The sequence below is a fragment of the Neobacillus citreus genome (genome assembly GCF_018343545.2).
GTDB lineage: Bacteria > Bacillota > Bacilli > Bacillales > Cytobacillaceae > Neobacillus > Neobacillus citreus.
Genome location: NZ_JAGYPE020000015.1, coordinates 1 through 26,563 on the forward strand (window position 1 = coordinate 1; position 26,563 = coordinate 26,563).

At 42.1% G+C, this 26,563-nt stretch carries 25 protein-coding genes, 1 pseudogene and 1 riboswitch; of the genes and pseudogenes, 12 read left to right on the forward strand and 14 right to left on the reverse strand.

Going from position 1 to position 26,563, the window contains the following annotated elements; genetic code table 11:
* From KHB02_RS10570 to KHB02_RS10580, 3 genes are all read left to right on the forward strand, one after another.
* Positions 1 to 956, forward strand: a 956-nt coding sequence (locus KHB02_RS10570; protein WP_241113806.1) for a DUF6044 family protein, incomplete at its 5' end; no start/stop codon positions are given.
* Positions 957 to 974: 18 nt separating this feature from the next.
* The gene (locus KHB02_RS10575; protein WP_213144375.1) at positions 975 to 1,994 is read left to right on the forward strand and encodes a glycosyltransferase; all 1,020 of its coding nucleotides are present in this window, start codon (positions 975 to 977) and stop codon (positions 1,992 to 1,994) included.
* A 91-nt stretch (positions 1,995 to 2,085) separates the two neighbouring features.
* Positions 2,086 to 2,709 (forward strand): LysE family transporter, encoded by a 624-nt coding sequence (locus KHB02_RS10580; protein WP_213144376.1) that lies wholly within the window; start codon positions 2,086 to 2,088, stop codon positions 2,707 to 2,709.
* A 43-nt stretch (positions 2,710 to 2,752) separates the two neighbouring features.
* Here the strand turns inward: KHB02_RS10580 and KHB02_RS10585 are convergent, their stop codons facing one another.
* A complete protein-coding gene (locus KHB02_RS10585) occupies positions 2,753 to 4,117 on the reverse strand; it encodes an amino acid permease (protein WP_213144377.1) in 1,365 nt (454 codons plus the stop codon).
* A 34-nt stretch (positions 4,118 to 4,151) separates the two neighbouring features.
* Positions 4,152 to 4,313, reverse strand: a complete 162-nt coding sequence (locus tag KHB02_RS10590; RefSeq protein WP_213144378.1) for a hypothetical protein — start codon at positions 4,311 to 4,313, stop codon at positions 4,152 to 4,154.
* 230 nt (positions 4,314 to 4,543) lie between these two features.
* On the opposite strand from KHB02_RS10590, the gene KHB02_RS10595 reads away from it, so the two are divergent.
* Positions 4,544 to 5,302 (forward strand): TraR/DksA C4-type zinc finger protein, encoded by a 759-nt coding sequence (locus tag KHB02_RS10595; protein WP_213144379.1) that lies wholly within the window; start codon positions 4,544 to 4,546, stop codon positions 5,300 to 5,302.
* Positions 5,303 to 5,364: 62 nt separating this feature from the next.
* Here the strand turns inward: KHB02_RS10595 and KHB02_RS10600 are convergent, their stop codons facing one another.
* Complete coding sequence (locus tag KHB02_RS10600) at positions 5,365 to 5,571, reverse strand: YozQ family protein (protein WP_213144380.1); 207 nt, start codon at positions 5,569 to 5,571, stop codon at positions 5,365 to 5,367.
* A gap of 139 nt (positions 5,572 to 5,710) precedes the next feature.
* On the opposite strand from KHB02_RS10600, the gene KHB02_RS10605 reads away from it, so the two are divergent.
* The 8 genes from KHB02_RS10605 to KHB02_RS10640 all read left to right on the forward strand — a co-directional run bounded on the left by KHB02_RS10605 (position 5,711) and on the right by KHB02_RS10640 (position 11,742).
* Complete coding sequence (locus KHB02_RS10605) at positions 5,711 to 5,848, forward strand: hypothetical protein (protein WP_213144381.1); 138 nt, start codon at positions 5,711 to 5,713, stop codon at positions 5,846 to 5,848.
* Positions 5,849 to 5,882: 34 nt separating this feature from the next.
* Positions 5,883 to 6,773, forward strand: a complete 891-nt coding sequence (locus KHB02_RS10610; RefSeq protein WP_213144382.1) for a cation diffusion facilitator family transporter — start codon at positions 5,883 to 5,885, stop codon at positions 6,771 to 6,773.
* A gap of 276 nt (positions 6,774 to 7,049) precedes the next feature.
* A complete protein-coding gene (locus tag KHB02_RS10615) occupies positions 7,050 to 7,988 on the forward strand; it encodes a magnesium transporter CorA family protein (RefSeq protein ID WP_213144383.1) in 939 nt (312 codons plus the stop codon).
* Positions 7,989 to 8,200: 212 nt separating this feature from the next.
* On the forward strand, positions 8,201 to 9,457 hold the full coding sequence (locus tag KHB02_RS10620; RefSeq protein WP_213144384.1) for a S8 family serine peptidase: 1,257 nt from the start codon (positions 8,201 to 8,203) through the stop codon (positions 9,455 to 9,457).
* A 188-nt stretch (positions 9,458 to 9,645) separates the two neighbouring features.
* Positions 9,646 to 10,866, forward strand: a complete 1,221-nt coding sequence (locus tag KHB02_RS10625; RefSeq protein ID WP_213144385.1) for a tetratricopeptide repeat protein — start codon at positions 9,646 to 9,648, stop codon at positions 10,864 to 10,866.
* 17 nt (positions 10,867 to 10,883) lie between these two features.
* Positions 10,884 to 11,036, forward strand: coding sequence for a hypothetical protein (locus tag KHB02_RS10630; RefSeq protein ID WP_213144386.1), 153 nt, complete (start codon positions 10,884 to 10,886; stop codon positions 11,034 to 11,036).
* A gap of 73 nt (positions 11,037 to 11,109) precedes the next feature.
* Positions 11,110 to 11,283, forward strand: coding sequence for a hypothetical protein (locus KHB02_RS10635; RefSeq protein ID WP_213144387.1), 174 nt, complete (start codon positions 11,110 to 11,112; stop codon positions 11,281 to 11,283).
* Between the two features lie 60 nt (positions 11,284 to 11,343).
* Positions 11,344 to 11,742, forward strand: a complete 399-nt coding sequence (locus KHB02_RS10640) for a cytosolic protein (RefSeq protein WP_213144388.1) — start codon at positions 11,344 to 11,346, stop codon at positions 11,740 to 11,742.
* A 233-nt stretch (positions 11,743 to 11,975) separates the two neighbouring features.
* On the opposite strand, the pseudogene KHB02_RS10645 reads toward KHB02_RS10640, so the two are convergent.
* The 11 genes and pseudogenes from KHB02_RS10645 to KHB02_RS10695 all read right to left on the reverse strand — a co-directional run.
* Positions 11,976 to 12,806 (reverse strand): annotated as a pseudogene (locus tag KHB02_RS10645) (NERD domain-containing protein); the annotation flags it as partial.
* A gap of 413 nt (positions 12,807 to 13,219) precedes the next feature.
* On the reverse strand, positions 13,220 to 14,746 hold the full coding sequence (locus KHB02_RS10650; RefSeq protein ID WP_213144390.1) for an MDR family MFS transporter: 1,527 nt from the start codon (positions 14,744 to 14,746) through the stop codon (positions 13,220 to 13,222).
* Positions 14,747 to 14,909: 163 nt separating this feature from the next.
* Positions 14,910 to 15,473: an FAD-dependent oxidoreductase gene (locus KHB02_RS10655; protein ID WP_213144391.1), complete on the reverse strand. Its 564-nt coding sequence runs from the start codon at positions 15,471 to 15,473 to the stop codon at positions 14,910 to 14,912.
* Between the two features lie 135 nt (positions 15,474 to 15,608).
* Positions 15,609 to 15,821 (reverse strand): hypothetical protein, encoded by a 213-nt coding sequence (locus tag KHB02_RS10660; protein ID WP_213144392.1) that lies wholly within the window; start codon positions 15,819 to 15,821, stop codon positions 15,609 to 15,611.
* Positions 15,822 to 15,896: 75 nt separating this feature from the next.
* A complete protein-coding gene (locus tag KHB02_RS10665; RefSeq protein ID WP_213144393.1) occupies positions 15,897 to 17,099 on the reverse strand; it encodes an MFS transporter in 1,203 nt (400 codons plus the stop codon).
* A 14-nt stretch (positions 17,100 to 17,113) separates the two neighbouring features.
* Positions 17,114 to 17,518, reverse strand: a complete 405-nt coding sequence (locus tag KHB02_RS10670) for a MarR family winged helix-turn-helix transcriptional regulator (protein ID WP_213144394.1) — start codon at positions 17,516 to 17,518, stop codon at positions 17,114 to 17,116.
* 142 nt (positions 17,519 to 17,660) lie between these two features.
* The gene (gene metH, locus KHB02_RS10675) at positions 17,661 to 21,110 is read right to left on the reverse strand and encodes a methionine synthase (RefSeq protein ID WP_213144395.1); all 3,450 of its coding nucleotides are present in this window, start codon (positions 21,108 to 21,110) and stop codon (positions 17,661 to 17,663) included.
* Positions 21,091 to 22,950: a bifunctional homocysteine S-methyltransferase/methylenetetrahydrofolate reductase gene (locus KHB02_RS10680; RefSeq protein WP_213144396.1), complete on the reverse strand. Its 1,860-nt coding sequence runs from the start codon at positions 22,948 to 22,950 to the stop codon at positions 21,091 to 21,093. Before KHB02_RS10680 ends, metH begins: the two co-directional genes overlap by 20 nt.
* 2 nt (positions 22,951 to 22,952) lie before the next feature.
* Positions 22,953 to 24,140 carry a cystathionine beta-lyase gene (gene metC, locus KHB02_RS10685; protein WP_213144397.1) on the reverse strand — a complete coding sequence of 396 codons (1,188 nt, stop codon included), beginning with the start codon at positions 24,138 to 24,140 and terminating at the stop codon, positions 22,953 to 22,955.
* Positions 24,140 to 25,252 carry a methionine biosynthesis PLP-dependent protein gene (locus KHB02_RS10690; protein WP_213144398.1) on the reverse strand — a complete coding sequence of 371 codons (1,113 nt, stop codon included), beginning with the start codon at positions 25,250 to 25,252 and terminating at the stop codon, positions 24,140 to 24,142. Before KHB02_RS10690 ends, metC begins: the two co-directional genes overlap by 1 nt.
* Before the next feature lie 82 nt (positions 25,253 to 25,334).
* A riboswitch (SAM riboswitch) is annotated at positions 25,335 to 25,449 on the reverse strand.
* An 881-nt stretch (positions 25,450 to 26,330) separates the two neighbouring features.
* Positions 26,331 to 26,563, reverse strand: a 233-nt coding sequence (locus KHB02_RS10695; protein WP_241113808.1) for a hypothetical protein, incomplete at its 5' end; no start/stop codon positions are given.

The following is a 26,563-nucleotide window of genomic DNA, read 5'->3' on the forward strand; positions in this document are numbered from 1 at the left end:
GCGAACCGAACAGCCGCGACGAATATTTCCATGCGCACCTTCCCTTTTGGCGTGCTGTCCGGCTCACCTTTAAAAATTATCTACTGGGACACACCCATGTAATGACCGTGCATACTTTAATCATCCTGCCCGCTACTTTTATCGCCTTTTATTTTATTGTTTCAAAAAAGCTGTGGAGGCAGGAAAGAATCTTTGTTTTTTTATTTGCCCTAAATTTCCTATTGTCGTTATGGTATGCGTTCTGGTTTTATGAAGGCTGGCTGCCTTTGACGAAAAAGTTCCACTTTATGGATACCTTTAATTTTGCCCGTTATCATTTTTTACGGCCGATGGTGATCTATGCAAGCTTTGCGTTAGCTCTTAAAATCATCACCATGCAAGGAATCAATTGGGCGAAAACAGCCCAGTGTTTGGCGGTCATGCAGCTTCTGGTGCTGGGATTTTTCAATGATGAAATCATTTACCGCGATAAACCGACAGTGAAGCAGTTTTATGCCGAAGAATTATTTACGGAAATTAAAGATTATATTGCGCTGCCTCAGGAGGAGTATCGAGTCGCAAGTATTGGCATCCATCCGGCAATCGCCCAGTTTAATGGGTTTTACACACTTGATACCTATAATAATTTTTATCCATTAAGCTACAAACATCAATTTAGGAAAATAATTGAAAAGGAATTGGCTAAAAATAAAACCATTCAAAAGTATTTCGACCAATGGGGCGGGCGCTGCTATATTTATACGGCACAGCTTGGAAAGAGATATATGATAAAAAAAGATTCGAAGCGGCATCTGAAAAATTTGGAATTAAACACGGCTGTTTTTAAGGAAATGGGCGGGCGTTATATTTTTTCGGCTATCCCGATCGATAACGCTGCTAAAAATAAGCTGACACTTGAAAAGGTGTTTGTCACCAAAACGTCTGCCTGGAAAATTTACTTGTATAAGACATTTTAACATCGGGGGTATTAGCAGATGATGGAACCAATCCTTACTATTGTTGTACCGTGCTATAACGAGGAGGAGGTTTTGCCGGAAACGATGGTGAAGCTTCAGCAGCAACTTGAGGAGCTGATTGCCGATTCGCTTGTTTCAAAGCAAAGCAAGCTTTTGTTTGTAGATGACGGAAGTAAGGATCGAACATGGGAACTGATTTATAAAGAGGGGCTGCGAAATAAGTATGTCCGCGGCTTAAAATTGGCCCGCAATGTCGGTCACCAAAACGCACTTGTGGCTGGACTCCATGCGGCCAAAGATTTTTCTGATTGCGTCATTTCGATTGATGCGGACCTTCAAGATGATATTCAGGCAATCCGCGAATTTGTTATTAAATTTAATGAAGGCAGCGAAATTGTTTACGGTGTACGAAAAGGCCGGGAAACGGACACCTTTTTTAAGCGAAGCACGGCCCAAGGCTTTTATAAAATGATGAGAAAATTAGGTGTTGACCTTGTATACAACCATGCTGATTTCAGGCTGATGAGTAAACGGGCCCTACATGAACTGGAGCGTTTTAAAGAGGTGAATTTATTCCTGAGAGGAATCGTACCGCTTCTCGGATTTCGAACGGATGTGGTGTATTATGACAGGCTCGAAAGACAGGCAGGAGAGACTAAATATCCGTTAAAAAAAATGCTGGCATTTGCCTTTGATGGGATTACCTCCTTTTCTGTTTCGCCAATCCGTTTTGTGCTGGTAATTGGCATTGTTTCTTTTCTGATGAGTTTATTCTTTGGCGGCTATTTCTTGGCGCTAAAATTTTTAGGCAATACCGAAACAGGCTGGACCTCGATGATTACGTCCATCTGGTTAATCGGCGGACTGCAGTTGATTTCAATTGGCCTAATAGGGGAATATATCGGAAAAATATATAAGGAAACAAAACAGCGGCCTAAATACATTGTTGATATCGATACGTTAAATCTGCCGATTCCTCGGCGTCATTTACTGAACACTACAAATGATGAAGAACTATATCCTGTAAACCTAAAATAAGAGGAGGGCCTGCCCTCTTCTTTTTTGTCGTACAACCTCCCTCCCATGAATACATATGGATAGACAGGCTTTTTTGGGGGGAGAAGAGCAAATGAATGTATTTTTGAGTTATATTTTACTTGGGTTATCGCTGGCTGCTCCCATTGGTCCAATCAATGCAGCACAAATTGACAGGGGAATCCGGAGTGGCTTTATGCACTCATGGCTGATTGGAGTAGGTGCGGTCGTTGCCGATGGCGTGTATATGCTTGTCGTTTACATAGGAGTAGTAAAGTTCCTCGATACTGAGTTTATGCAGACATTTCTTTGGCTGTTTGGCTTTTTTGTGCTCATTTATACGGGGGTGGAAACAATCCTCAATGCTGGGAAAATTCATTTGAAGCATTATCGGGGAAAGGAACCGCTGTTAAAATCATTTCTGACGGGGTTCTTTATGTCGATTTCAAATCCTTTAACCATCCTTTTTTGGCTAGGAATTTACGGCTCTGTTCTTGCGAAAACGGCCGCTTCTTATGATGCAGGGCGGCTTATATTGTACAGCAGCGCCATTTTTATTGGACTGTTGATTTGGGACATCATGATGGCGAGTGTGGCCAGCAGCTTTCGAAACTTTTTAACCTCAAGGCTTCTCGTGGTAATTTCGATACTTTCAGGTCTTTCTTTAATAGCGTTCGGCATGTATTTTGGTTTTCAGGCGATAAGTATTTTATTTTAATCACTTTAGGGAAAAGGCGGCATTTAGCCGCCTTTTTGCCGGATTAAGAAGTTGGCCATGGTTTAAGGATGGTTTTCTTTTTGTTCTTCTCGCTTCTTTTCCATTTCACTCTCATGATTAAGGTAATCGCACCAATCACTCCCACAAACGCAATGCTGATGAAGAAACCAGGTCTGCTGGAAGCATGGAATAAGGTGCCGCTTACCGCAATTAAAATCAACAGTATTCCAAGATAATATTTTATTTTATCTTTAGCAGTTATCTTAAGAATTTTTCTTGGAGAAACAAGAATAAACATCCAATTATAAAGCAGCATCAATCCGGCAGCCGTCGTTATATATTCATAAATTCGATTTGGCATCAGTAAAGCTGACACGACAGATGCAGTAATGCCGATTATCGTAAGAATTAGTGTAGGCAGCGGAATCTTTAGCTTTCCTTTCTTTGCAAAGCTTGCCGGAGCATCCCCTTCTTTTGCAAGGGTAACTAAAACACTCGTAACTCCATAAAGTGAAGCAGCCATAGTAGAAAAGCCGGCAATTATTAAAGCGCCATTAAAGATATGCGGCACAAACGAAAGGTTGTAAGCTTCCAATGCAATAACAAACGGGCTTTCCTTCGCGTTGAATTGCTGCCAATTGACCATGGTGACGGCAATCCCTATCGAAAGGGTATAGATGACCATCAGGGAAAAGAGCATAACCCTTCCGGCATTTGGAGCTTCCTTAGGGTCTTTTAATTTAGTTGCCATTAAACCCAGAATTTCAATGCCGCCAAAGGCATAATAGGCAAAAATAACAGCAGACCACAGTCCTTTCATTCCGCCAGGAAAGAAATCCTTTTTGCTGTTAGGATACTGAATCGGACGGTCACCATCAATAACGCCAAATAAGGCCAACAGGGCAATAATAATAAACATTAAAATGGCTGCCACCTTTAAGACAGCAAGAACATTTTCCAGCTTATTTAAAATGCCTACACCAATTAGAATGATGGCCAATCCTAGGATGGCGTAAATGGCAGCAAATACCCAGAGGGGAATGTTTGGGAACCAGAATCGTGAAAAAATAGATAGAGCGGTCATTTGGCTTCCCATAATCAAAACTTCTGAACACCAATAAACCCAGCCGCTGCTAAACCCAGCCCATCTGCCGTAAGCCTTTTTGGCATAAGACCTAAAGCCGCCCTCGAGCGGCTCTTTGGCGGTCATTTTTGATAGGGCATCAAATACAAAATAGGTGCCAAGCGCAGCGATTAGATAGGCAATTAAAATGGACGGTCCCGCCATCCTAATTGCCAAGCTCGAGCCCAGGAAAAAACCTGTCCCAATTGTACAGCCAATCCCAAACAAGGAAAGCTGCCACCAGCGCAAAGTAGTTTCCTTTGCGCCAGACGTTGACTTACCCATATAATATCTCCTTTTATACTGGTCTTGGTCCCGGCTATACGTTGCGCCCAGTGGCACCTGGTGATTTGTCAGTAATGCTTTGGTTATTATAATCTTCATCATTTAGGCCAGGCATTTGTCTTCTATCCGACCCTAAATACTCTCCCTGGTGTTTTTCTTGCACCTTTTTAAACTTATCAAAGTTTTCATTTACCAAATTAATCCCTCTTTTCTAATGCTCAAATATATTTCTTAAGATATACTCCTGCCTGTTTCTTATTCAATCTTGAAAGGATGTTCGTTTGTTTTTTGATGGAATTAAATTTTTATTACATAAACCGCCGCGAAACAAATGAAACTAATGAGGAACTAGACTAAATTGGACACATCAGGCATGATATAGATTTTTTATGACAAACGCTTTTCTAATGAAAGGGGTAGATTTGGATGTTATCGACAGAAAAGCTGGCTGGTTTGCGCTTGCAATTATTAGAGGAAAAGAGTGAGCTGGAGGCACATTTGGAGCAAAATGACCACTTGGGTTTGGAAAGAGGCCATGCTCATGAGTCAATGGGGGAATTATCCTCCTACGACAATCATCCGGCCGATGAGGCGACGGAGTTATATGAGCGGGAAAAAGATAATGCCTTACTGGAACACTATAAATTAGAGCTCTATAATGTTAATCAGGCTTTAGAGGCGATGGAAAATGGGACATACGGGAAATGTGCGGTATGCGGCAAAGAGATTCCACTAGAGCGTTTGGAAGCCTTGCCGAACACTACCTACTGCATTGAGCATAGCCCGGATCAGGTGACCTCTCATAAACGTCCTGTCGAAGAAGGTGTCCTTATGCCGCCATTTGGTAAATTTGATATGGATGAAAAGGACGAGAGCGTTGCCTTTGATGCAGAGGATTCCTGGCAGACAGTTGCCCAATGGGGAACGTCGGACACGCCATCCGACCTGGCCTTCCCGCAGGATGATTATCAGGACGTGTACGTTGAGGCAGATGAAAATATCGGCTATGTCGAGGACTATGAAAATTTTGTCGGCAATGATATGTATGGAAAAAATATCACCGTTTATCCTAATCCACAGCATGAAAAATATGAGGATTCACTTGATGAAGAAGGCATCATGACAAGCTTCGGGGATTTACCTGCTTATGAACATGACCCGTATGTGGACCGGGATGATAGATAAGCAAAGGAACTGATTCAAAAAAAAGAAAACAGCTTTCAAACGAGAGCTGTTTTCTCTGATTTTTACTCTGATTTATTGTTATTCAGTGGAATGTCTGCACCGTCTTCATTTTCGATGACGGCACCGATTTCACCCTCGGCATAGACATCGCTTACCTGCTCATGCGTCGTGGCAAAACCGGTGGAAAGTGGATCGCTATTTTGATAATAACTGGCATGAAAGAAACTGCCCGCTACTTCAGTTCCTTTTTTGGGGTCTTTTTTCACCATGTATCTCTCTCCTTTTTGTTATAATTGTCTAGCCGCAGTGCCTGGTTAAGGCGAATTCGCTTTTCGTATTACATCTGTATTGTTTCTTTTTATTTTAGTCTTACTCCTATAAAATAAATCCATGGAAGGGGCACTATATATGAAGAAGAGAAATGAATTTCCATCGCAGGAACAATTGGATCAGGCATTTCACTTTTTGCATGATGAAATTAATAGAATCTCGATAATCGAAGAAATTGAAATGATTAAAAAAGAAAAAGACGGGCATGAAGAGTAGAGGGAGTAGCTTGGGCTAGTTTTAGGGGGTTGTTATGGGAACAAGAGAAGCTTTGGCAAAAAAAATTGCCTGGATAAGTGTCATAAGTAATATTATCCTTACTTTAGGAAAAATGATAATAGGCTGGTATGGCCATAGTGATGCCGTATTTGCCGATGGAATCCATTCGGCTGCCGATGTTTTTGCATCCGTTATTGTTCTGCTTGTCATCAAAATTGCCAATAAACCTGCCGATAAGGAGCACCCATATGGACATGGGAAAGCAGAGGTCATTGTTTCAGGTATTGTGGGTATTTTATTGTTCCTTGTGTCCATTTATCTTGTATTCGAAGGGATTACAGGTTTCTTCAAGGAAGTCGAATCACCGAGCCTTTTGGCGATGTGGGTGGCGGTATTTTCTTACGTTGCAAAAGTGGTTTTATATAGAAGTTCTATGAACGTGGCTAAACAGAATAACTCAAAAGCAATTGAAGCAATCGCTTTTGATCACAAAGCCGATATTGTTGCTTCGCTTGCGGCTGCCATTGGTGTTCTGATGTCAATCATCGGTGAACGCTTTTCGATTCATCTTCTGCAGTACGGTGATAAGGTAGCAAGTATTTTTGTTGCCTATCTCATTTTTAAAATTGCCAAAGAAATGTTAACTGAAGCATTCGATATTTTACTGGAGCGGAATATTAACAATGAAACCATTCAAGAATATATTGCTATTATCAATGAATTTTCCGATGTGAGGCGGATCGACCGCATTAGGGCTAGAGAACTCGGTCATTACATTTTGGTTGACTTACGGATTTCCATCGACCATTTTAAGACCATTAAGGAAGGGCATGATCTTGCAAGATCTATCAAGGTAAAGCTGATGGAACAGCATGACAATATCGAAGAAGTGCTTATTCATTTAAACCCTTATTTTCCGGATTAAAAATAATTTACCAAAAAAAACTGATTTGTACTTTCGGAAATTTGGGTTTATGATAGGATTGGTATAGGGTGCTGCATCTTGCGGTACCCTTAAAAAAAATAAAATAACACTACAGTAAAGGAGTTGATATTTTTGAGTTATTCCATAGACCCTGACCCTGAAAGGAGCGGGGAAGTCAATGTGTTTTTTGAATTGATGAAATTGGCTGCTACAAGAATATCAACTCTAAAAAAAGGCGGTTGGCTTCCTCAAAAATGAGAGTGAGGAGGTTTTGGCATGTTGGAAATTTTTAAAAGCACTGAGACAAGAATGTTAGAAAAGGTGGATGCCATTTCAAAGGGCTGCTGGGTAAATATGTACGCCCCGACAGCAGAAGAAATAGCCAAAGTTTCAAATGACGCACAGGTCGACATCGACATTATCAAAGACGCGCTGGACGATGAAGAGCGCCCAAGGATTGAGCGTGACGATGGCAGAATCTATATTATCGTCGACTTTCCTTATATCGTTCATGACGATACAGGCCTTGCTGTTTACGAGACAATCCCAATCGGCATTATCTTGACTGATGAAAATATTATTACCGTTTCTTTGAAGGACTCGCCAATTATTGATGAATTCCGGAAAAACAGGGTAAAGGAATTTTACACCTTCAAAAAAACACGTTTTGCCCTGCAGATATTATTTGTCATTTCATCTTATTATCTTCGATATTTAAAACAAATTAATAAGAAAACCAATGAGATTGAGCGGGTTGTCCATCAATCCTTGAAAAATAAAGAGCTTTACGCATTTCTTGCGTTGGAAAAAAGCTTGGTTTACTTCACTACTTCTCTAAAGTCAAACAAGGTCGTTATGGATAAAATTTTGCGCTTTAATTACTTGAAAATGTATGAGGAAGATAAGGATTTATTAGAAGATGTGATTATTGAAAAAACACAGGCGATCGAGATGGCGGAAACCTATCATTCTATTTTAACGGGAATGATGAATGCATTTGCCTCGATTATCTCAAATAACCTGAACATCGTTATGAAATTCCTAACTTCCATCACTATTATTCTTGCACTGCCGACGATGGTGGCGAGTTTTTACGGAATGAACGTAGAGCTTCCATTTGAGAAAAACACCTATGCATTTGCCATCCCATTGATTCTCTCGGCTTGTTTAGCCTGTTTAACGGCCTATATCTTTTGGAAGAAGAAATATTTTTAAAAGTCAAAACCGTCCCTTGGAAGAGGGGCGGTTTTTTATGCTGTAAGAGCTCACGATTAGTAAGACTATAATTTTTTGCAGTTAATTTTTAAAAAATAAATAATTTTCCCAACATTAGATAGCTTGACTACCAGTCATCGGTTGTGATTTTTCCGAATAGTTTTTTGTATCAGCGCTAAACGCTGTACATACTTTTCGGAGGGAGTTTCTGGATGAAAAAAAGAAGATTATTGGGGACGGTTCTACTCAGTGCAGTCATGGGAATTTCGACGTTTGCTTCAGGTGCCTTTGGACAATCAAGCAGTCATGAGTCTTACCGAGTATTCATTCAAGGCCCGGCAGTGGAAAAAGCCAAAGCTAAAGCCAACTATGGTGTCCGCTGGGATTTTGGAGCGGAGGGCTTTACGACTACTGTCAATTCCCAGCAATACCAAGCACTTTTGAAAAATAAAAACCTGACAATTGAAAATCTCCCGGAAATGCAGCTCACAGATAAACCGGAGCCTAAGGCAAAACCGGGGGGCGGGACTGCTACGGGACCAAGTGACAGGACGCCATGGGGAATAGAGGCAATTTATAATGATGCCAGTATTTCAGCAACATCCGGCGGAAGTGGAATAAAGGTTGCGGTACTAGATACAGGGGTTATTAATCATAACGATTTGACGGCTAATATTGAGCAATGTAAGGATTTTTCGCAAATGAAGGTTAGTTTAGTGGAAAACAGCTGTAACGATGGAAATGGCCATGGTACTCATGTCGCCGGGACTATCCTCGCTAATGGGGGCAGCAATGGCACCGGGATCTATGGGGTTGCCCCGGATTCCAAGCTGTGGGCTTATAAGGTGTTAAGTGACCGCGGATCGGGGTATTCGGATGATATTGCCGCAGCAATCCGAAAGGCAGCCGATGAGGGCGTTCTGGCCAAATCCAAGGTCATCATCTCAATGTCGCTCGGCTCAAGCACAAAGAGCACCCTCATTGAGGATGCTGTTAATTATGCATATGGTAAAGGAGTGCTTGTTGTCGCCGCTGCTGGGAATGATGGACCTGGTTCAAACACCATCGGCTACCCTGGCGCTCTTGTAAACGCTGTAGCTGTGGCTGCATTGGAAAATGTTCAGGAAAATGGCACCTATCGTGTCGCAGATTTCTCATCACGTGGAAATCCGGCAACGGCAGGCGATTATATCATCCAGGAACGTGATGTTGAAGTTTCCGCCCCGGGAAGAGCAATTGAGTCGACGTGGAATGATGGAGGATATAACACGATTAGCGGAACATCCATGGCAACCCCTCATGTTTCCGGGCTTGCAGCGAAGCTATGGGCGGCAAATACATCCTGGTCCCATACCCAGCTCCGCACCGAACTACAAAACCGGGCAAAATTAGTTGATATTAAAGGAGGCTCTGGAGCAGCAACAGGTGACGACATCGCATCAGGTTTCGGTTTCCCTAGAGTAAAATAATAATAATAGGTGGCGGGGGCACAGGTCCCCGCCGTTTTGATACATGATTCCTTCTTGGCTAAATAACCACTAGGTAGCGAAAAGAGCCTCTCCTTTACTATTTTACAAATAGTCTAAAAAAAATATATTTAAGAAAAGAAAGTATTGTTGTAAAATAGTGTAAAAAAGAGAGGCAAGCTGGTGACATAATGGAATTTGGAGCACTGATCAAATACTATCGTACCCAGAGAGGAATCACCCAGGCAGAGCTTGCTAAAGGGATATGCTCGGTTCCCCATTTAAGTAAAATTGAGAACAACTCTAAAGAAGCAAACGAAGAGACCATCGCCCTTCTGCTTGAACGGCTGCAAATAAGCATGGAAGAGATGGAGGAAAATGAGGAAAAAATAAAAGTACTCATACGGGAATTTAGCAACAGGATTAACTTTTATTTAAAAGAAGAAATTGAAGAGACTTATCAGAAATTAAAATTGATAGAACATTTAATTCCGTTTTCAAAGTATATCTATATTTGGGAGTTATATAAATATAGATATCTACTTTTTAAAGGGCAATTAGACGAAGCTGAGCATCAAAAAGATTTATTATATAAACAAAAGAAAAATTTTTCCCAACATGAAGATTATTTATTTCGTTACTATAATGCGGTATTTTTAATACTAAAGGGCCAGTTTAAAAATGCAGATGATATATTTGACACCTTATATATCGATAATGAACATGAGGCAGCTAGCGGTGAATTCCTTTACCATAGAGCATTGGCAAAGAGTTCGCTTGAGCAATCAGGCCATGCCATTCATTTTGGCAAGCTGGCGCTGCAAATGTTTATGAATCAGCACAACTTTATTCGGATTCTTCATACCCTTATGCTGTTAGGAATCAATTATACCAACTCAAATATATATGAAGAGGCTGAGGAATGCTTTCAGCATATTATCCGGAATGCTAAATTACTTAAAGAAGAGCAGTTACTTCCGCAGATTTACCACAATATGGGGCATCTGCAATTTAAAATGAAGCATCTTAATGAGTCACTTTTCTATTATGAAAAAAGTTTGGAACTGCAGCCGAATATTAATCAGCATTATCTCGTTACTTTGTATTCCATTGGAGAAATTAATTACTTTTTAGGGGCAAAGGAAAAATCGATAGAATGCTTTCAAGAAGTAAATTCTCTGGCAAAGGATCTAGGGGTAAAGAAATTTAGACTTTTAAGCGAATATTATCTGTTGCTTATGTCTTCTCCGGTAAAGGGCTATAAATACTTAGAATTAAAAGTAATACCCTTTTTAGAAGAAGAAAATGAATCCCATGAGGACCTTACTCATTATTATAAAATGCTAGCTGATTATTACTCAGAAAAGGGTATGGCCTTGGAAGCTGTCAATTATTTAAATAAAATAACATAAAAAGAGGGGGCAGATTTATGAAGAAGTTTATTATTGGAGTAGTTCTTTCTGTTTCAGTGCTTGGTCTGATCACATTTGCAGGCAGTGGGAAGGTAGAAAAGGCAACTAACGATGTGGCAATTTCTACTTACATGTCTTCACCACCGCCAATCCAACCTCCAGTTGGTTGATGAAAAATCCCTGGTTATTCAGGGATTTTTTTTGTGCATACTAAGTAGTAAATTTTTTGAAGAGGTGTTTCTTATGACCGATAGAAATAAAGAGCCGCAGTTTCAAAGCGGGGAGGCAGAAGACAAGTCCGATAAAGGGCTTTACGGATTAGATCCGGAAATGAGCTTATTATCTGTGAATTTTGCCACGACGGAAAATCCCTTCCTGAATGAACACTATCAGGAAGACTCGAAAGAAAACCAATAAAAATGGTTATGCTATTCATAATGTGTTTAAATTTTTGGCAGTGATTTGGGAGGTATTTTAATGAAATCTTTTGTGGTAAGTTTTCATCAAGAAGATAATGTTGATACGATGCAGGTGCAGAAATTAAATCAAGAGGAATTTGAAAAAGCGACAGAAGGCGGAACAAGACATTTATTTGAACTGGACACAAACATAGGCCTTTTCATTTTTTTCGATGGAGCAGACAAAGACGGGGACATCTCCTACATGGTGCTCCAGTATGAAGAAGACAACGAAGATCCAGTTGCCTGCTATTCCTTCCAGCTTAAGGATTTTTACGAATTTATGGCCCTCTACCTGAATGATTTTGAATTTAATGATGAACAAGATGAAGAGGACGAAGAAGCATACGGCCCGGTCCATCATTTAGCGCATTTACTATTTCATATTGCGGGTGAGGGCAGGGATTTGCAAGTTTAAACAGTAAAGGACGCCAATTTTAGGCGTCCTTTTACTGTTTTTGGTCTAAAAACTGGTTACTGCAGTCTTTAAAAAGGGTAATTTCATGAATTTTGGCACTCAAGAAGGGAAAATTACATCTTTAAAATTTCTATCGGCGAATTTTTCAACTCTATCGGCGAATTTTAGACTTCAATCGGCGAATCTATGCCCCTTATCGGCGATTAGGGCATCTTTATCGGCGAATCGAAATTTTACCAAGGAAATGTCTTTGGAAAATAGATTCTGTGCCTATTCTCTCCAGAATATATAAGTTTTTCAGTATGTAGCAGCCTCTTTGCTACATCTTGTGATTTTAAATGCACGAACTCCCTAAACTCCTTATTTGTAATTTTTAAATCATACAACAAAAAATAATCCATCAACGCATTCATATGGGCATCAGCAGAATATTTATCACAGCGGGAGCAGTACCATTTTTGTTTTTTACGGATTAGTGGAAGATAGCCGCAATAAGGGCAATGAACCCCGGTTAGCAGATCTGACCTTTTAAGTCCAAACTTCTTGAATAGATACTTAGTTGGAGGTGTATTCAGCTTTACCAGAAGTTTGCAAAGTTTTCGGAGTTCTTTCGCGGTGAGGAATGGATCAGGATACAATTTTTCGAAGAATTCAATTCTGTTGAGAAGAACATCAGCCTTACAGGTACGGAGCTTTACTTTGCGGGAATTGGGGCCAGATACGACATATGTACAATATGAATTACTAAAGACAATTAGATATTCAACGGGTAAAGGGGGAAAACCATGAGCCGCCAGCAACTTTTTAATATATTTTTGGTGCCTCTCTACTTGAGCAACCGGATAAGGATAACCCTTCTCTTTCTCATTAACGATTTGCGTAAATTGCTCATTTTCGGTATCAATTATTAATTTCCCGGCCATATGTTTAACTGAAATAACTAGGGCGTATGCAGGAGTAATCAGAAGGGTGTCAATTTGAAGGTTAAATTCATCATCAGGAAGATTTAAATCATGAAGTATCATATATTTGTCTTTCGGGAGCATTCGAAAATAGAAATCGAGTGATTTTTCTCCCTAGTATCCTGCCTCCCTCCTTTGAAGTTCATCCAAAATAGTCTGGTATTTCTCGTTACTTAGTGGCAGGCGCCGCAAAATAGCCGCCAGAATAAGAATTTTTAATGGAATTGACCTGTCTTTTATAAGCAAAATAATCTCTCCTTTCTTTTTGAAAAATAAATTCGAAAAAGAGAGGTAGACTCCTGCTGAATTTCATCGAAATTTGTTATAAATTTGTGTCTGTTTATTTATTTTAAAATATACCTATCATATTAAAAATCTTATCGGCGTATTTCGAGGCTCTATCGGCGAATTTTGCACTTCTATCGGCGAATTCAGGGGGTCAATCGGCGAATTTGAGACTTCTATCGGCGAATTAATAAAGCACTGGCCTCCTAAACCGGATCCAGTGCTCTAATTTACCCCCGCGAACCTTCTTTATTTACCTCAACCCGAGCTTTCCCCATAAAGAATATTGTCACCGCCGCCAAAGCAATAGGAATCAACGTAAGCGTAAAGGTATAGGTAATTGATTCCGCCAGCGCATGAATGATCTTATCTAAAATAACACCAGGAATTTTCGCACGTTCACTTGCTTCAAAGATTTCCCGAGGATCCCCCATTTTAAACCCACCGCCGCCCTGTCCGCCAGCGCCTTGCATTCCCTTAAATGCCTTTTTCAAACGATCTGTAAAGACATTATTTTGAATCGTACCGTAAATCGTTACCCCCAGCGTCATTCCAAACGAGCGCAGAAATGAGTTCGTGGAGTTCGCTGTACCTCGATATTGCGGCTCCAGGTTATGAAGCGAGGCGGTGGGCAGAAGGGAGAAGGAGAAGCCGACGCCAAAGCCGACAAGAATCATAAAAATGGTCAACATCAAGCGGGACGTATCCTCGGTCATGGTACCTAGGCAATACATGCCAACAACATATGAGATTATCGAGATGATCATTAAATTCCGATAAGACGTTTTTGTTAAAAAAATACCTCCGATAGAGCTCCCGGCAACAGATCCGAGCATCATCGGTGTTAAAATCAAGCCCGCATTTTTAGCTGTTCCGCCGTAAACCGCCTGCACAAAAATCGGAATAAACACTGTCAAAATAATAAACGTGCCGCCATATAAAAAGGCGAGAATCTGCGATGCAGCAAACAACCGTCTTTTAAAAAGCCATAACGGTAAAATCGGTTCTGCAGCCTTGAATTCCGCTATAAAAAATGCAACAAAAAAGACCACAAAACTAACAAACAGGCTGATAATCAGAGCAGAATTCCAATCATATTCTTTTCCGCCCAGCTCCAACGCGAACATAAGGCTGACAACCGAAATGACCAGGGTAACCGCGCCAAGCCAATCAATTTTTAGCTTTGAATGCTGTAAGGATTCATGATAATAACGTACAATTAAAATAATCGAAACGAGTCCAAGTGGGATATTAACATAGAAAATCCAATGCCAGCTTATATAATCCGTAATATAAGCACCCAAAAGTGGGCCAAGTACGCTTGACAGGCCGAAAACAGCGCCAAGCAGGCCGGTCATCTTTCCACGTTTCTCTGGGGGGAAAATATCAAAGACAATCGTAAAAGCGATCGGCATTAAGGCGCCGCCGCCAATGCCCTGAATGGCTCGGAAAATACTTAATTGAACAATGGTTTGCGATAATCCGCAGAGGGCCGAACCAATCAAAAACACCGTTAACCCAAACAGGAAAAAGCGTTTCCGCCCATACATATCGGATAGTTTCCCGAAAATCGGCATGCCCGCCATGACGGCTACCATGTAGGCAGAGGTGACCCAAACAAATTTATCGAGCCCGCCAAGGTCAGAAACAATCGTCCCCATAGCCGTGGCCACAATTGTGTTGTCCATGGCAGACATCAAAATGGCCAGAAGCAGACCGGCTGTCACCAGGTTAATATTGCTGTCATGTTTGATCATAAAAGTCTCCTTATTCAATTTTCATCTAATGGGCCATAGGCCAAGAAACCTCCTACGCATCAATTTTAACTGACAGCCGACAGAAAATAAATTTGAATTTTTAATAAAAAAAATCCCCTTACAAAAGGGGATACTCTTATCACTGGGTAAACTCCAGTTATAATTAAGCTTTTAAAACATCATGGTCAACGTAGCGCTCACCATTGATTTCGCTGATCACATTAATGGCAACCTTTGCGCCGTCACCGGCAGTAATAATTGTATGTACGCTGACACCAGCAGCAGTACCGGCAGCCCAGATACCGTCAATGTTTGTCTTTCCTTCGGCATTTACATCAAAAACTGTTTTGATTCTTGGTTCTGTACCTGGCTTTGTATTTAAGCCAGCCTTTTCAGCAAGGTCAGTCAAAGCGCCAGTTGCAATAATGACATGATTTGCTTCGAACGTTTTTTGATCTGTCTCTACTGAAAATCCAGCATCAGATTTCGTAATGTTTGTAACGGTAGCTTGAACAATTTCCGCACCGAATTTGCGAGCCTGTTCTTTTCCGGTTTCCACAAGTTCAGGGCCTGTAATTTCTTTTACACCATAATGGTTTTCAATCCAAGCGCGTTTAGTCATGCTCTTATCATTATCAATAACCAATGTTTGTTTCCCAGCTTTTGCAGTAAATAAAGCAGCACTAGCGCCAGCAGCGCCTGCACCAACGATGACAACATCAAACATATCAAAACCTCCAATTTTTTTTTTTCATATTAATGGTAGCCAATTACAAATTAAAAGTAAAATGAACTGCTTATTTCAAAATTTTTGAAGAACGAAGTAATTTCTTTCTTGATGGCGGATGAACATCTGCGGGACTTATCTGGTTGTTTGGGGAAAATAAAAAGAACCATCATTTCCGTCCTGGGTTTGATGGTTCTTGTGCTTAAATTGGTATAAATGGTCTTTTTTAGACTTGGTTACCCGGTTTCTCATGTCGCTAAAAACAAACGGGCTCCGCCTTGCTTCTGGATTCATTTTTCCGTCCCTGGCAAGCTTTTCGCGCAGCTTCTTGGCTTTTGATTTTGCCATAAAAAATCACTCCTTCAAAAATTGCTTGGATTACATTATATAATATACTATTTGAAGGAGTGATGTAAGAGGAATTTATGATATTTCCTGTGCTCTAGATTGCGCCTTTGCAGTCGTTTTCCTTTTTGTATGAAGAACATAAAATAAACCAACGCCGATTAAAATATAAAATGCGCAAATGAAATACATCGAGCTATATTCCATTTTGGCGGCAATTATGCCCACTAAAAATGACCCAAATGCGATACCTGTGTCGTAAATGGATAAAAATGTTGCTGTCGCCAAGCCTCTTTTTCGAGGTTCTGCATTTTGAATCGCAATCGTTTGGAAGGTTGGAAAAAGTGTTCCCCAGCCTAACCCGATTAGGCCTGCTGAGAGGAGGAACGTAAACGCTCCATTACTTTGGCTCAAGACGACCATTCCAATTGCGAATAGAATGAGACATGGGTACGAAATCACGTTAGGACCATATAAATCCAGCCATTTTCCCGTAAATGGTCTTGAAATTAACAGTACCACCGCATAAACGACAAAGAACAAGCTTGAAACATGCTCTAAATGAATTTGGGCTGCATAGATGGATACAAAAGAAAGCAGCGCTGCATAAACAATTGCCAGGAAGCCGCCGACGATGGCAATCGGAACAGCGGAAGACTCAAACAGATTACGTACTGAGAAGGCTGCAGCCACCTTCTGTTCGTCTTGTTCCTGTTTCGGAAGCTTAACGCTTAGCCCGGTAATCAAAGCGCCAATTGCCACTGCAATGCTTATGATAAACATGATTTTAGCGCCCCATTGCTGCATCGTCATCAACCCGACAAATGGTCCTAATACCATGGCCATATTGGTTGATAAGACGAAATAGCCCATCCCTTCCCCTCTTCGTGAAAAAGGAATGATGTCAGCAACGATCGCTCCTGCTGCTGTTGTTGCCATTCCAAAACCGATACCATGCAGTAGGCGAATCACTAAAAATCCAGCTGTTGTTTTAGGGAATAGGTAAAAGGGAGCCGCTGCGGCAAAAAGAATCAGCGCGGTTAACAGCACCTTTTTGTTTCCAGCACGTTCAAGCCAGTTACCTGCAAGCGGCCGCGAAATAATAGCAGAAAGCAAAAAGACGGTTGTCATTAATCCTGCCTGTGAAGCACTTGTGTGAAGCTCATTCAACGCATAGCTTGGAAGTGTCACTAGCAAAATATAAAAGGCCAAAAATAAGAAAAAGTTACTTGCCGAAATACCAATAAAATTTTTTGTCCATAATTTTGGTTTGTTAGACATTAGATGCACTCCTTTTAATAAAGCTGTTCAAGCCAGCTTTTTTGCAGCTGATAAAGCTCCTCCTTATGTGATTTTGGGAGCAACGATTTATTCAATTCGATGACGATTTTCTCCCACTCCGGATATTTGGCATGCGCCTCATCCGTTAATTGAACTCGTTTTTCACGTTTATCCTGACCGGGAATCTGTTTAACGTAGCCTTGTTTAACCATGCGCTGGATTGTTCGGGTCATGGGAGGGGCTTCAACAGCTAAATATTCACTGAGCTCTTTTTGAGTTAATGAGCCTTTGTTTTTTAAAACAAAAATAACGGCCCATTGCGAACCGTATAATCCCGTTGGTTTCAATGCTTCATTCAGTTTGTTCGTAAGACGTCTTGATAATTGATGAAGGGTATGGATTAATTCGTGATTGATCATAAATACGCTCCAAATTAATAATTAGTTACCTAGGTAACTATAATGGATATATTATTAAATGTCAAGAAATGTTCACAATATGTCGACCTTCCTAAACAAAAAAAACTCCGCGGAACATTATTCCGCGGAATCTTGCATAAGACTATCTTAACACATTAAAATACCTAGCCTCTGGATGGGCGAAAACAATGGCAGAAACAGATGCTTCAGGCTCCATCATACAGCCATCTGTTAACTGGACACCGATATCCTCCGGCTGGATTAGCTTAAAGAGCTTCTTCTGATCTTCCAGCTCAGGGCAGGCAGGGTAACCAAATGAGAACCGCTGACCTTGATAATGGGCCGCAAAACGGTCCTGCATGGTAAAGGTTAGAGGATCCGGGAAGCCCCAGCGGTCACGCATCTGCCGGTGAATCAATTCTGCCAGACCTTCGGCACTTTCAAGAGCGAGGGACTGCAGGGCATGGCTTTCAAGGAAGCGGCCGGACGCTTTAAACTGATCAGCGTGCTCGCGAATGCCCCTTCCGGCAGTTACCGTAAAGAAGCCGACATAATCCATCACGCCGCTATCGACTGGCTTTAGGAAATCTGCCAAACATAAATATGGTGCAGATTCCTGACGAGGAAAATCAAACGTCTCAATAACCTGTTCAGGATTTTCTGGATCATAAATATGAACCTTATTTCCCTCTGATTGTGCCGGGAAAAATTGATAGACGGCCGCAGGTGTAATCCAGCTATTTGCGCTGGCATCCGCGAGCAGATTATCAACCATGTCTTTTACTTTCCAAGCCTTCTCATCCTTCTCGGCCAGCAATTTTGAAATTTTCCCTTTAACTCCAAGATGGTGGCCCAACAGCATCTGCATATTGATATATGGTTCAATGTGCGACAAGGAATAGGATTTTAGGACATGCCGTTTTGTATCTTTTGGAATAAAAACTGGAACCTCAGTAGAGATAGCAGCCCTTTGCTTTACAGCCACTGAGGCGGCAGACCGGACTGGCAGCTCTCTTGGAACATCTAAGGAGGCCAGCTTTTCCTGTTTTTCGGCAAACAATTTTTCAAGCTCCTCTGGGGATTGAAGCTGGTTAGCGAGTGCTAAGCCATTCATCGCATCCTTTGCGTAAAGAACAAGTCCTTCGTATTCCTTGGCAATTTTCGTATCCGTAAATTTGCGGGAAAGTGCCGCACCGCCTACAAGAATAGGGAGGGAGATGCCTGCTTCCTTCATATCCTGTGCCGTTAACACCATTTGCTGGGCCGACTTTACCAAAAGACCGGAAAGTCCAACCATGTCCGGCTGTATCTCGCGAATGGATTTAATCAATTCAGCGGGTGCTACCTTAATCCCAAGATCAATGACTTCGTAGCCGTTATTGCTGAGAATAATATCGACCAGGTTTTTCCCAATATCATGGACATCGCCTTTTACCGTGGCCAAAATGACCTTTCCTTTTGAGGCAGACACATCGCCTTTTTCCATAAACGGTTCCAAGTGGGAAACGGAGGCTTTCATGACCTCTGCACTCTGGAGAACTTCGGCGACGATTAACTGGTTATCATTAAACAGCCGTCCAACTTCCTTCATCCCGTCCATTAACGGGCCGTTGATAATATCAAGCGGAGCAGGGTACTTCGCAAGCGCCTCATCTAAATCCGGAAGGAGCCCTTCCTTTGTACCTTCGACAATATAGTAGCCGAGCCGTTCCTCAAGACTCATATCGAGCGTAGTGCCTTTTGCTTCCTTCTTTTTATCCCGATAAAAATCAGTGAAAACAGCCAATGTTTCATCGGTAGTATCGAATAATAGAGCTTCCGCCAGCGCCACTTCCTCTTTGGAGATGGAAGCAAAGCGTTCTAGCTTTTCTGTATTGACAATCGCATAATCCAGTCCCGCCTGGGTGCAATGGTAGAGGAATACAGAATTCAAAATTTCCCTGCCGACAGGGGGCAGCCCAAAGGATACGTTACTAATGCCGAGTATCGTTTGTACACCGGGAAGCTGTTCCTTGATTAACCGGATGCCATCAACCGTGGCTTTAGCGGAACCAATATATTGCTCATCCCCTGTACCTACAGGAAACACTAATGGGTCAAAAATTAAGTCTTGTGGCTTCAATTTATATTTGTTGACTAAGATATCATGAGAACGGCGGGCAATTTCCAATTTACGTTCTGCAGTAACCCCCATGCCGGTTTCATCAATAGTCCCGACAACAACGGCAGCCCCGTAGCGGTGAATTAACGGAACTACCGCTTGGAAACGCTCTTCGCCGTCCTCAAGGTTAATGGAGTTAATAATCGCTTTTCCCTGCGAGTACTTCAACGCCTTTTCAATAACCTTTTCATCTGTTGAGTCGATGACAAGCGGCACCTTTACCTTTTTGACGACTTCTGTGATGAATTTTTCCATATCGATAAGCTCTTCACGGTCCGGGTCAGCAAGACAGATATCGATGACGTGAGCTCCGCCTTTTACTTGGGCCCGGGCGATTTCTGCCGCTTCTTCAAATTTACCTTCCGCTATCAAACGTTTAAATTTACGTGACCCAATAACATTGGTCCGTTCTCCAACCATGATCGGCCTTAAAGTTGGATCATCGTAAATGAACGGTTCAATTCCTGAAACCATATGATGGGAGGATGGCTGGAATTCCCTTGGCTTGTAATCTTTCATTGCATCGGCAATGGCGCGAATGTGATCAGGGGTCGTACCGCAGCAGCCGCCGACAATATTGAGCCAGCCATGAGCGGCAAAGTCACCCAGCTTTTTCGCCAGTGTTTCCGGTGTCTCATGATAGTGGCCCTCCTCGTCAGGCAGGCCAGCATTGGGATAGCAGCTGACTGCCGTTCCAGACAGATTGGCGAGCGAGCGCACATGGTCCTGCATAAACTCCGGTCCTGTTGCGCAGTTTAACCCAACAGCCACTGGATTCATATGTTCGATGGAAATATAAAAGGAATCAATCGTTTGCCCCGCCAAAGTCGTTCCCATTGGCTCGATTGTTCCAGAAATAAACAGCGGCAATGTTTTGCCGGTTTTTTCAAACGCTTTTTCGATGCCGACATAGCCAGCCTTAACATTCAGCATATCTTGAGAAGTTTCTAGAAGGAGCAGGTCAACTCCGCCGTCAATCAAGCCAATTGCCTGTTCCTCGTAGGAGGCAGCCAGTTCATCAAATGTTGTTCCGCCGGTAACGCTTAATGTCTTTGTCGTCGGTCCCATGGAGCCGGCCACATAGCGAGGCCAATCCTCGCTGGAAGCTGCCTGAGCTTCCTTCACAGCAATCATCGCAGCAATTTTATTGATTTCATAAGCTTTATATCCAAGCTCATACTCATCTAAGACAATGCTGGTGGCACCGAATGTGTTAGTCTCGATGATATCAGCTCCCGCCTCTAAATATTCGCGGTGAATGCGCGCAATAACTGCTGGAGCGGTTAAATTGAGATTTTCATTACAGCCCTCGTACTGTTCACCGCCAAAATCATCAGCAGAAAGATCTGCTTGCTGCAGCATCGTTCCCATTGCCCCGTCCATGACAAGGATGCGTCTTTTCAACTGCTCACTAAATGGTCGTTTCGACATAGCTGTTCCCCCTCAGTTCACACGCACGCTGTCGGGCATAAAGGGCCAGTTCAGCAGTAAGCTCATAGCGTAAAAATGGTGTGATTAAATAAATTCCATTAAATAAATCTAAGGCCGCATCAATTAGCCCCTTGGTAATTTCAACGCCTTCTTTTGCCGCTTGGAGCGGGTTATCATGAAGTGAGGCCATTCGTTCACGAATAGAGTCGGCAATTTTAATGCCAGGTACTTCATTATGAAGGAATTCAGCATTTTTACTGCTGGTAAGCGGCATTAAGCCGATGTAGATCGGTGCTTTTAAATGTTTTGTATGCTCATAAACTTCAAGCAGTTTTTCTTCGGAAAAAACCGGCTGGGAGATAAAATAGTCGGCCCCATGCGCAATTTTCTTCTCCAACCGTTTGACCGCTTTTTCTACTGAGCGGACATTCGGGTTAAAGGCTCCGGCAATGCTGAACGCCGTTTTCTGGCCCAAGTCCTTTCCAGAAAAAGATAAACCTTCATTTAATTGTTTAATCATTTGAATCAGTTCAAATGAAGAAACGTCATAAACGGAAGAAGCCCCCGGAAAATCGCCGACACGCGCAGGGTCGCCAGTGATTGCCAGAACATCATGCATTCCTAACGTGTGTAAACCCATCAAATGGGATTGCAGACCGATAATGTTACGGTCCCGACAGGATATATGGATAAGCGGACGCATTCCCAGTTCTTTTTTTACTAAATAGCCTAAAGATTCATTGGAAATCCTCACTTGCGCAAGAGAATTATCTGCTAGTGTAATCGCATCAATTCCGGCTTCCTTTAAAACCTTTGCCCCTTCAAAAAACTTCGTTGTATCAAGCTTTCTTGGCGGATCCAATTCAACGATAACTGATGGCCGTTCCTGCACAATATCTTGAAGTGGGGCGTAGTCCCGCTTGGCAGGAGGATCTTCAACTATGATTTTCTTTGGTTTTAATTCTACTACTTTATCTGTTATCGGAGCGCTGTTTTTTAATTCGGTGGCAAATGCCCTGATGTGTTCAGGTGTTGTGCCGCAGCATCCTCCTAAAAGTCGGACACCTTGCTTGCGGAATTCAGCCGAAGACCTGCGGAAGTAATCGGCATCACCATCATAATGAAACTTTCCATCCGTATAAGCAGGGAGACTGGCGTTTGGATAGGCTGAAAGAAAGGCTCGCTTAGGCAGTTCGATTTGTTCGAGCGCAACCAGCATATGATGCGGACCAAGCCGGCAGTTTAGGCCGACAACGTCAGCGCCTAGCCCTTCAAGTCTCTGCAGAGCATCATTGACAGGAGTACGGTCCTGCAAAATTCCTGGTTCTGCAAGGGAAACTTGCGCAACAATTGGCAGATTGGTTTCCTTTCTGGCGATGGTCAGGACGGTTTCAAGCTCTTCTAGGTCGTAGAAGGTTTCGAGTAAAAGCCCGTCAACTCCCTCTAATAAAAGGCAATACAGCTGCTCGCGAAAGCTCCGTTTAATTTCTTCTATTGAAATGGATTTGGGCTTGATGCCACGGTTGCCACCCAAGGTCCCAAGCACATAGGCATGGTTCTCGGCAGCTTTTTTGGCATTTAGTACAGCGGCGCTGTTGATGTCCTTGACTGAATCCTCTAGCCCGTATCGTCCAAGCTTTAAATAGTTGGCCGCATAGGTGTTCGTTTGAATAATATCGGCACCGGCATCAATATAGGCTTTGTGGATATTCTGAATTTGCTCAGAGCGGGAAAGATTCAATTCCTCAAAACAGGAATCTTTTCCATAGGAATAAAGCATTGTTCCCATAGCCCCGTCGGCTATCAAAATTTGATTTTGTAATTTTTCTAAAAAACTCATCGCTATTCTCCTTGAGAGAGCACATAATTATTCACCTGAAGCTTTTCCAAGGCTTGTGAAAAATCCTTGATTAAATCAGCAGGGTTTTCCAGTCCGACGGATAGGCGAAGCAGGCTATTTTTAATTCCCCTTTTTTCACGTTCCTCCTGAGGCATGGCGGCATGCGACATTTTGGCCGGATAAGACAAAATTGACTCTACTGCACCAAGGCTGACCGCAAAGACAGGGATTTTTACATTTGACACAAAGGTACGCATGGCATCCTCATCAGCAAGCTCAAATGAAAGGACTGCACCCGCACCGCTTGCTTGCGCCTCCTGCAATTCCTTTTGCGGATGATTTTCAAGCGCTGGGTAATACACTTTTTCAATAGCTGGATGTGACTCTAGGAATCTCGCAATCTCTAATGCAGCTCTCTGCGATTGCTCAAGCCGGACTTGAAGAGTTTTTAGACCTCTCATCACAAGCCAGGCATCCTGCACACCGAGCACTGCGCCAAACGAATTTTGTAAAAAATAAAGCTGTTTTGCTAATTCCTCGTCTTTTACTACCGCAAGTCCTGCAACCACATCGCTGTGGCCTGAAAGAAACTTAGTGGCACTGTGAAGGACAATATCAGCACCAATCTCTAACGGCCGTTGCAGTGCAGGAGTAAGGAAGGTATTATCAACAAAAGTCAGGGCACCAATGGACTTTGCCAGCAAGCTGATGGCTTTGATGTCGGTCACCTTCAACAACGGGTTGGATGGTGTTTCTACATAAAACGCCTTTGTATTTGGCTTAATTGCTTGCTTGACTTGATCAAAGTCAGTCATATCCACAAACGTATGCTCAATCCCGAAGCGTGTCAAAACTTGTGTTACCATGCGATAGGTCCCGCCGTATACATCTTCTGTAACAATCACATGATCTCCGGAGGAGAGAAGCAGGAAGGCTGTGGAAATGGCGGCCATTCCTGAAGAAAAGGCAAACCCGCGAACTCCGCCTTCAAGTTCCGCAATGATATCCTCCAAGGCTTCCCGAGTCGGGTTTAAACTGCGGGCGTAATCATATTTTCCGAAACTATCAATTTCAAATTGATGAAAGGTGGATGCATGCTGGATTGGAACACTGACCGCTCCTGTTTGTGCATCCATTTTATGACGATTATGAAGCAGCCTTGTTTCAAAACTAAATTCTTCGTGTCCCATTACACATTCACTCCTTCAACCAATTTTGCAAAAGCTTGCTCTAAATCAGAAATGATATCCTCTGCGTCTTCAATTCCTACAGAAAAACGCAATAACCGGTTACAGACGCCTTTTGCAAACCGGATTTCTTCGGGAATATCAGCGTGGGTCTGGGTCGCCGGATAGGTTATAAAGCTCTCGGTTCCGCCAAGGCTTTCAGCAAATGAAATTAATTTTATACTTTGCAGGAACGGATTTACCCACGTTTCATCTTTTAAACGGAACGAAACCATACCGCCTCTTCCGGGATAAAGGACATCTGTCACCGCATCGCTATTAGAAAGAAACTCGGCAACAGCCTTAGCGTTTTTCTCATGCCGTTCCATACGGAGCGACAATGTTTTCATTCCGCGCATTAACAGCCAGGAATCAAACGGGCTTAAAACAGCACCAGCACCATTATGATGGAATGCTAATGCTTCACAAAGCTCCTTGCCTTTAGCAACGATAAGTCCGGCAAGAACATCGTTGTGTCCTCCTAAATATTTCGTTGCGCTATGCATGACAATGTCTGCACCAAGGGCAATCGGCTGCTGTAATAGTGGGGTATAGAAGGTGTTGTCCACAATTAACAAAACGTCATGCGCTTTGGCAATTTTTGCAATGGCATCAATATCGGCTTCCTGCATAAGTGGATTAGTTGGTGTTTCCAAGAAGATTGCTTTTGTCTGTGGGGTAATGTTGTTTTCAACCTCTTCAGGACAACAGGTGTTGACATATTGGCTTTTCAAGCCCCACTTTTGAAATCCTTTTTCCAGCAAACGGTAGGTTCCGCCATATAAATCCTCGCTAACCAGCCATTCATCACCAGACTGAAATAAGGAAAGAATCGTTAAAATTGCCCCCATTCCAGAGCTGCAGGCAAAGCCTTGATCTCCGCCTTCTAAATCGGCAATGGTTTTCTCAAGCAACTGGCGTGTCGGATTTCCAGTTCGAATATAATCAAAGCCTGTTGATTGACCAATCCCCTCGTGGCGGAATGCAGTTGAAAAATATACTGGGGGATTAACGGTTCCTGTTGTTGTTTCACTGCGGTTCCCAATTTGAGCAAGTTTCGTATCGATTTTATACATTGTTGTCTACACTCCTTTTTGATATTAAAAAAAGGCCTTCTATAAGAAGAAGACCTTTGCATGTACAACACATCTGTCACTCTTCTTATCTCGCAAATTAGTAACAATTTGCAGGACTTAGCACCGTTTCAATGTAAAAGACATTGAAGGTTGCTGAGGTGTCACCGGGCCCTTCCCTCAACCTCTCTTGATAAGAACATATTAATATTTTGACTATTTATAAAATTTACTACAGTTTTGCGGGGGTGTCAATGAGTTATGTGACTATAATGTAAATTTCTTTCCTAAATAGAGGAATGATTTATATTCAAAGGAGAGTGGATGAAATTATATATCTTAGAAAAATTCTAGATTTATAAAAGCAACTCCGACTAAATTCAGTCGGGATTTTTATGTAGAAATTCCCATAAAATCTTGAATATCAAACCAACCATTATGTTCTAAATAAAGTACAGTTTTAGTGTATTAAATCTGGAACGGAATGAAGGATAATAAAACGTGAAAAATAATCAGCATAAAAACATCCACCAAAAAATGATGGATGCGTAGTATGTCTTATTATGATGCGGAACTTTTCCCCAGACTCAATATACTTTTAAGTCAATCAAACCAACAGTATAAACGGTATCTCTTACGTGAACATTCAAGTAGTAGCTGCATGTTAAAGAGGATACGTCATATGAATCAACCGTTTTCGTAAAGGTGGTACTTCCTTTTACGAATTGTAAAGTGTATAAATCAGAGCTGGTGCTTTTGTTTGTACGTACAGTAAATCGTTCAGAACCGGTAGTTGTCCAAAGCGCTTCCCATTTAACATACACTTTACGATATTAGTAGGTCTTTCATCCCAATGGTCACATAGGTTCTTTCCGCGGTTGTTGCTGGGGCATTAGCAATAAAAGAAAAATATCCTGCCCCTTTGCTTTGGGAACAATGCCGCTTGTTAACCCTGCTTCCCATACAATCCTCGACACCATTTGTATAGTAATTAGTAGTGCTAAATTGTGGTGTGGGGGGGACGGCTGTGATGGATTGGCTATATAACATAAAGACATGTTTCGCTTTTGAGCAAACCTCATTACCAACCCCCTACAAAAAGTCCATGCCAAGTAATACCTTTATCCCTAGTGAAGAAAGACATTCTATAAGTTTTTCCTTCTTGCAAATTAGGGGCAGTTCCACCTAGCCAAGAAATTCCAGTGAACCAAGTGATGGTAGTAAAGGCAGTCATTTTTAATTCTAAATATATTTCTGCTTCATTAGGTACGTTTGAGACTGTAACCGTCTTAGTGGTGGTTGTTGTGTTGTCCA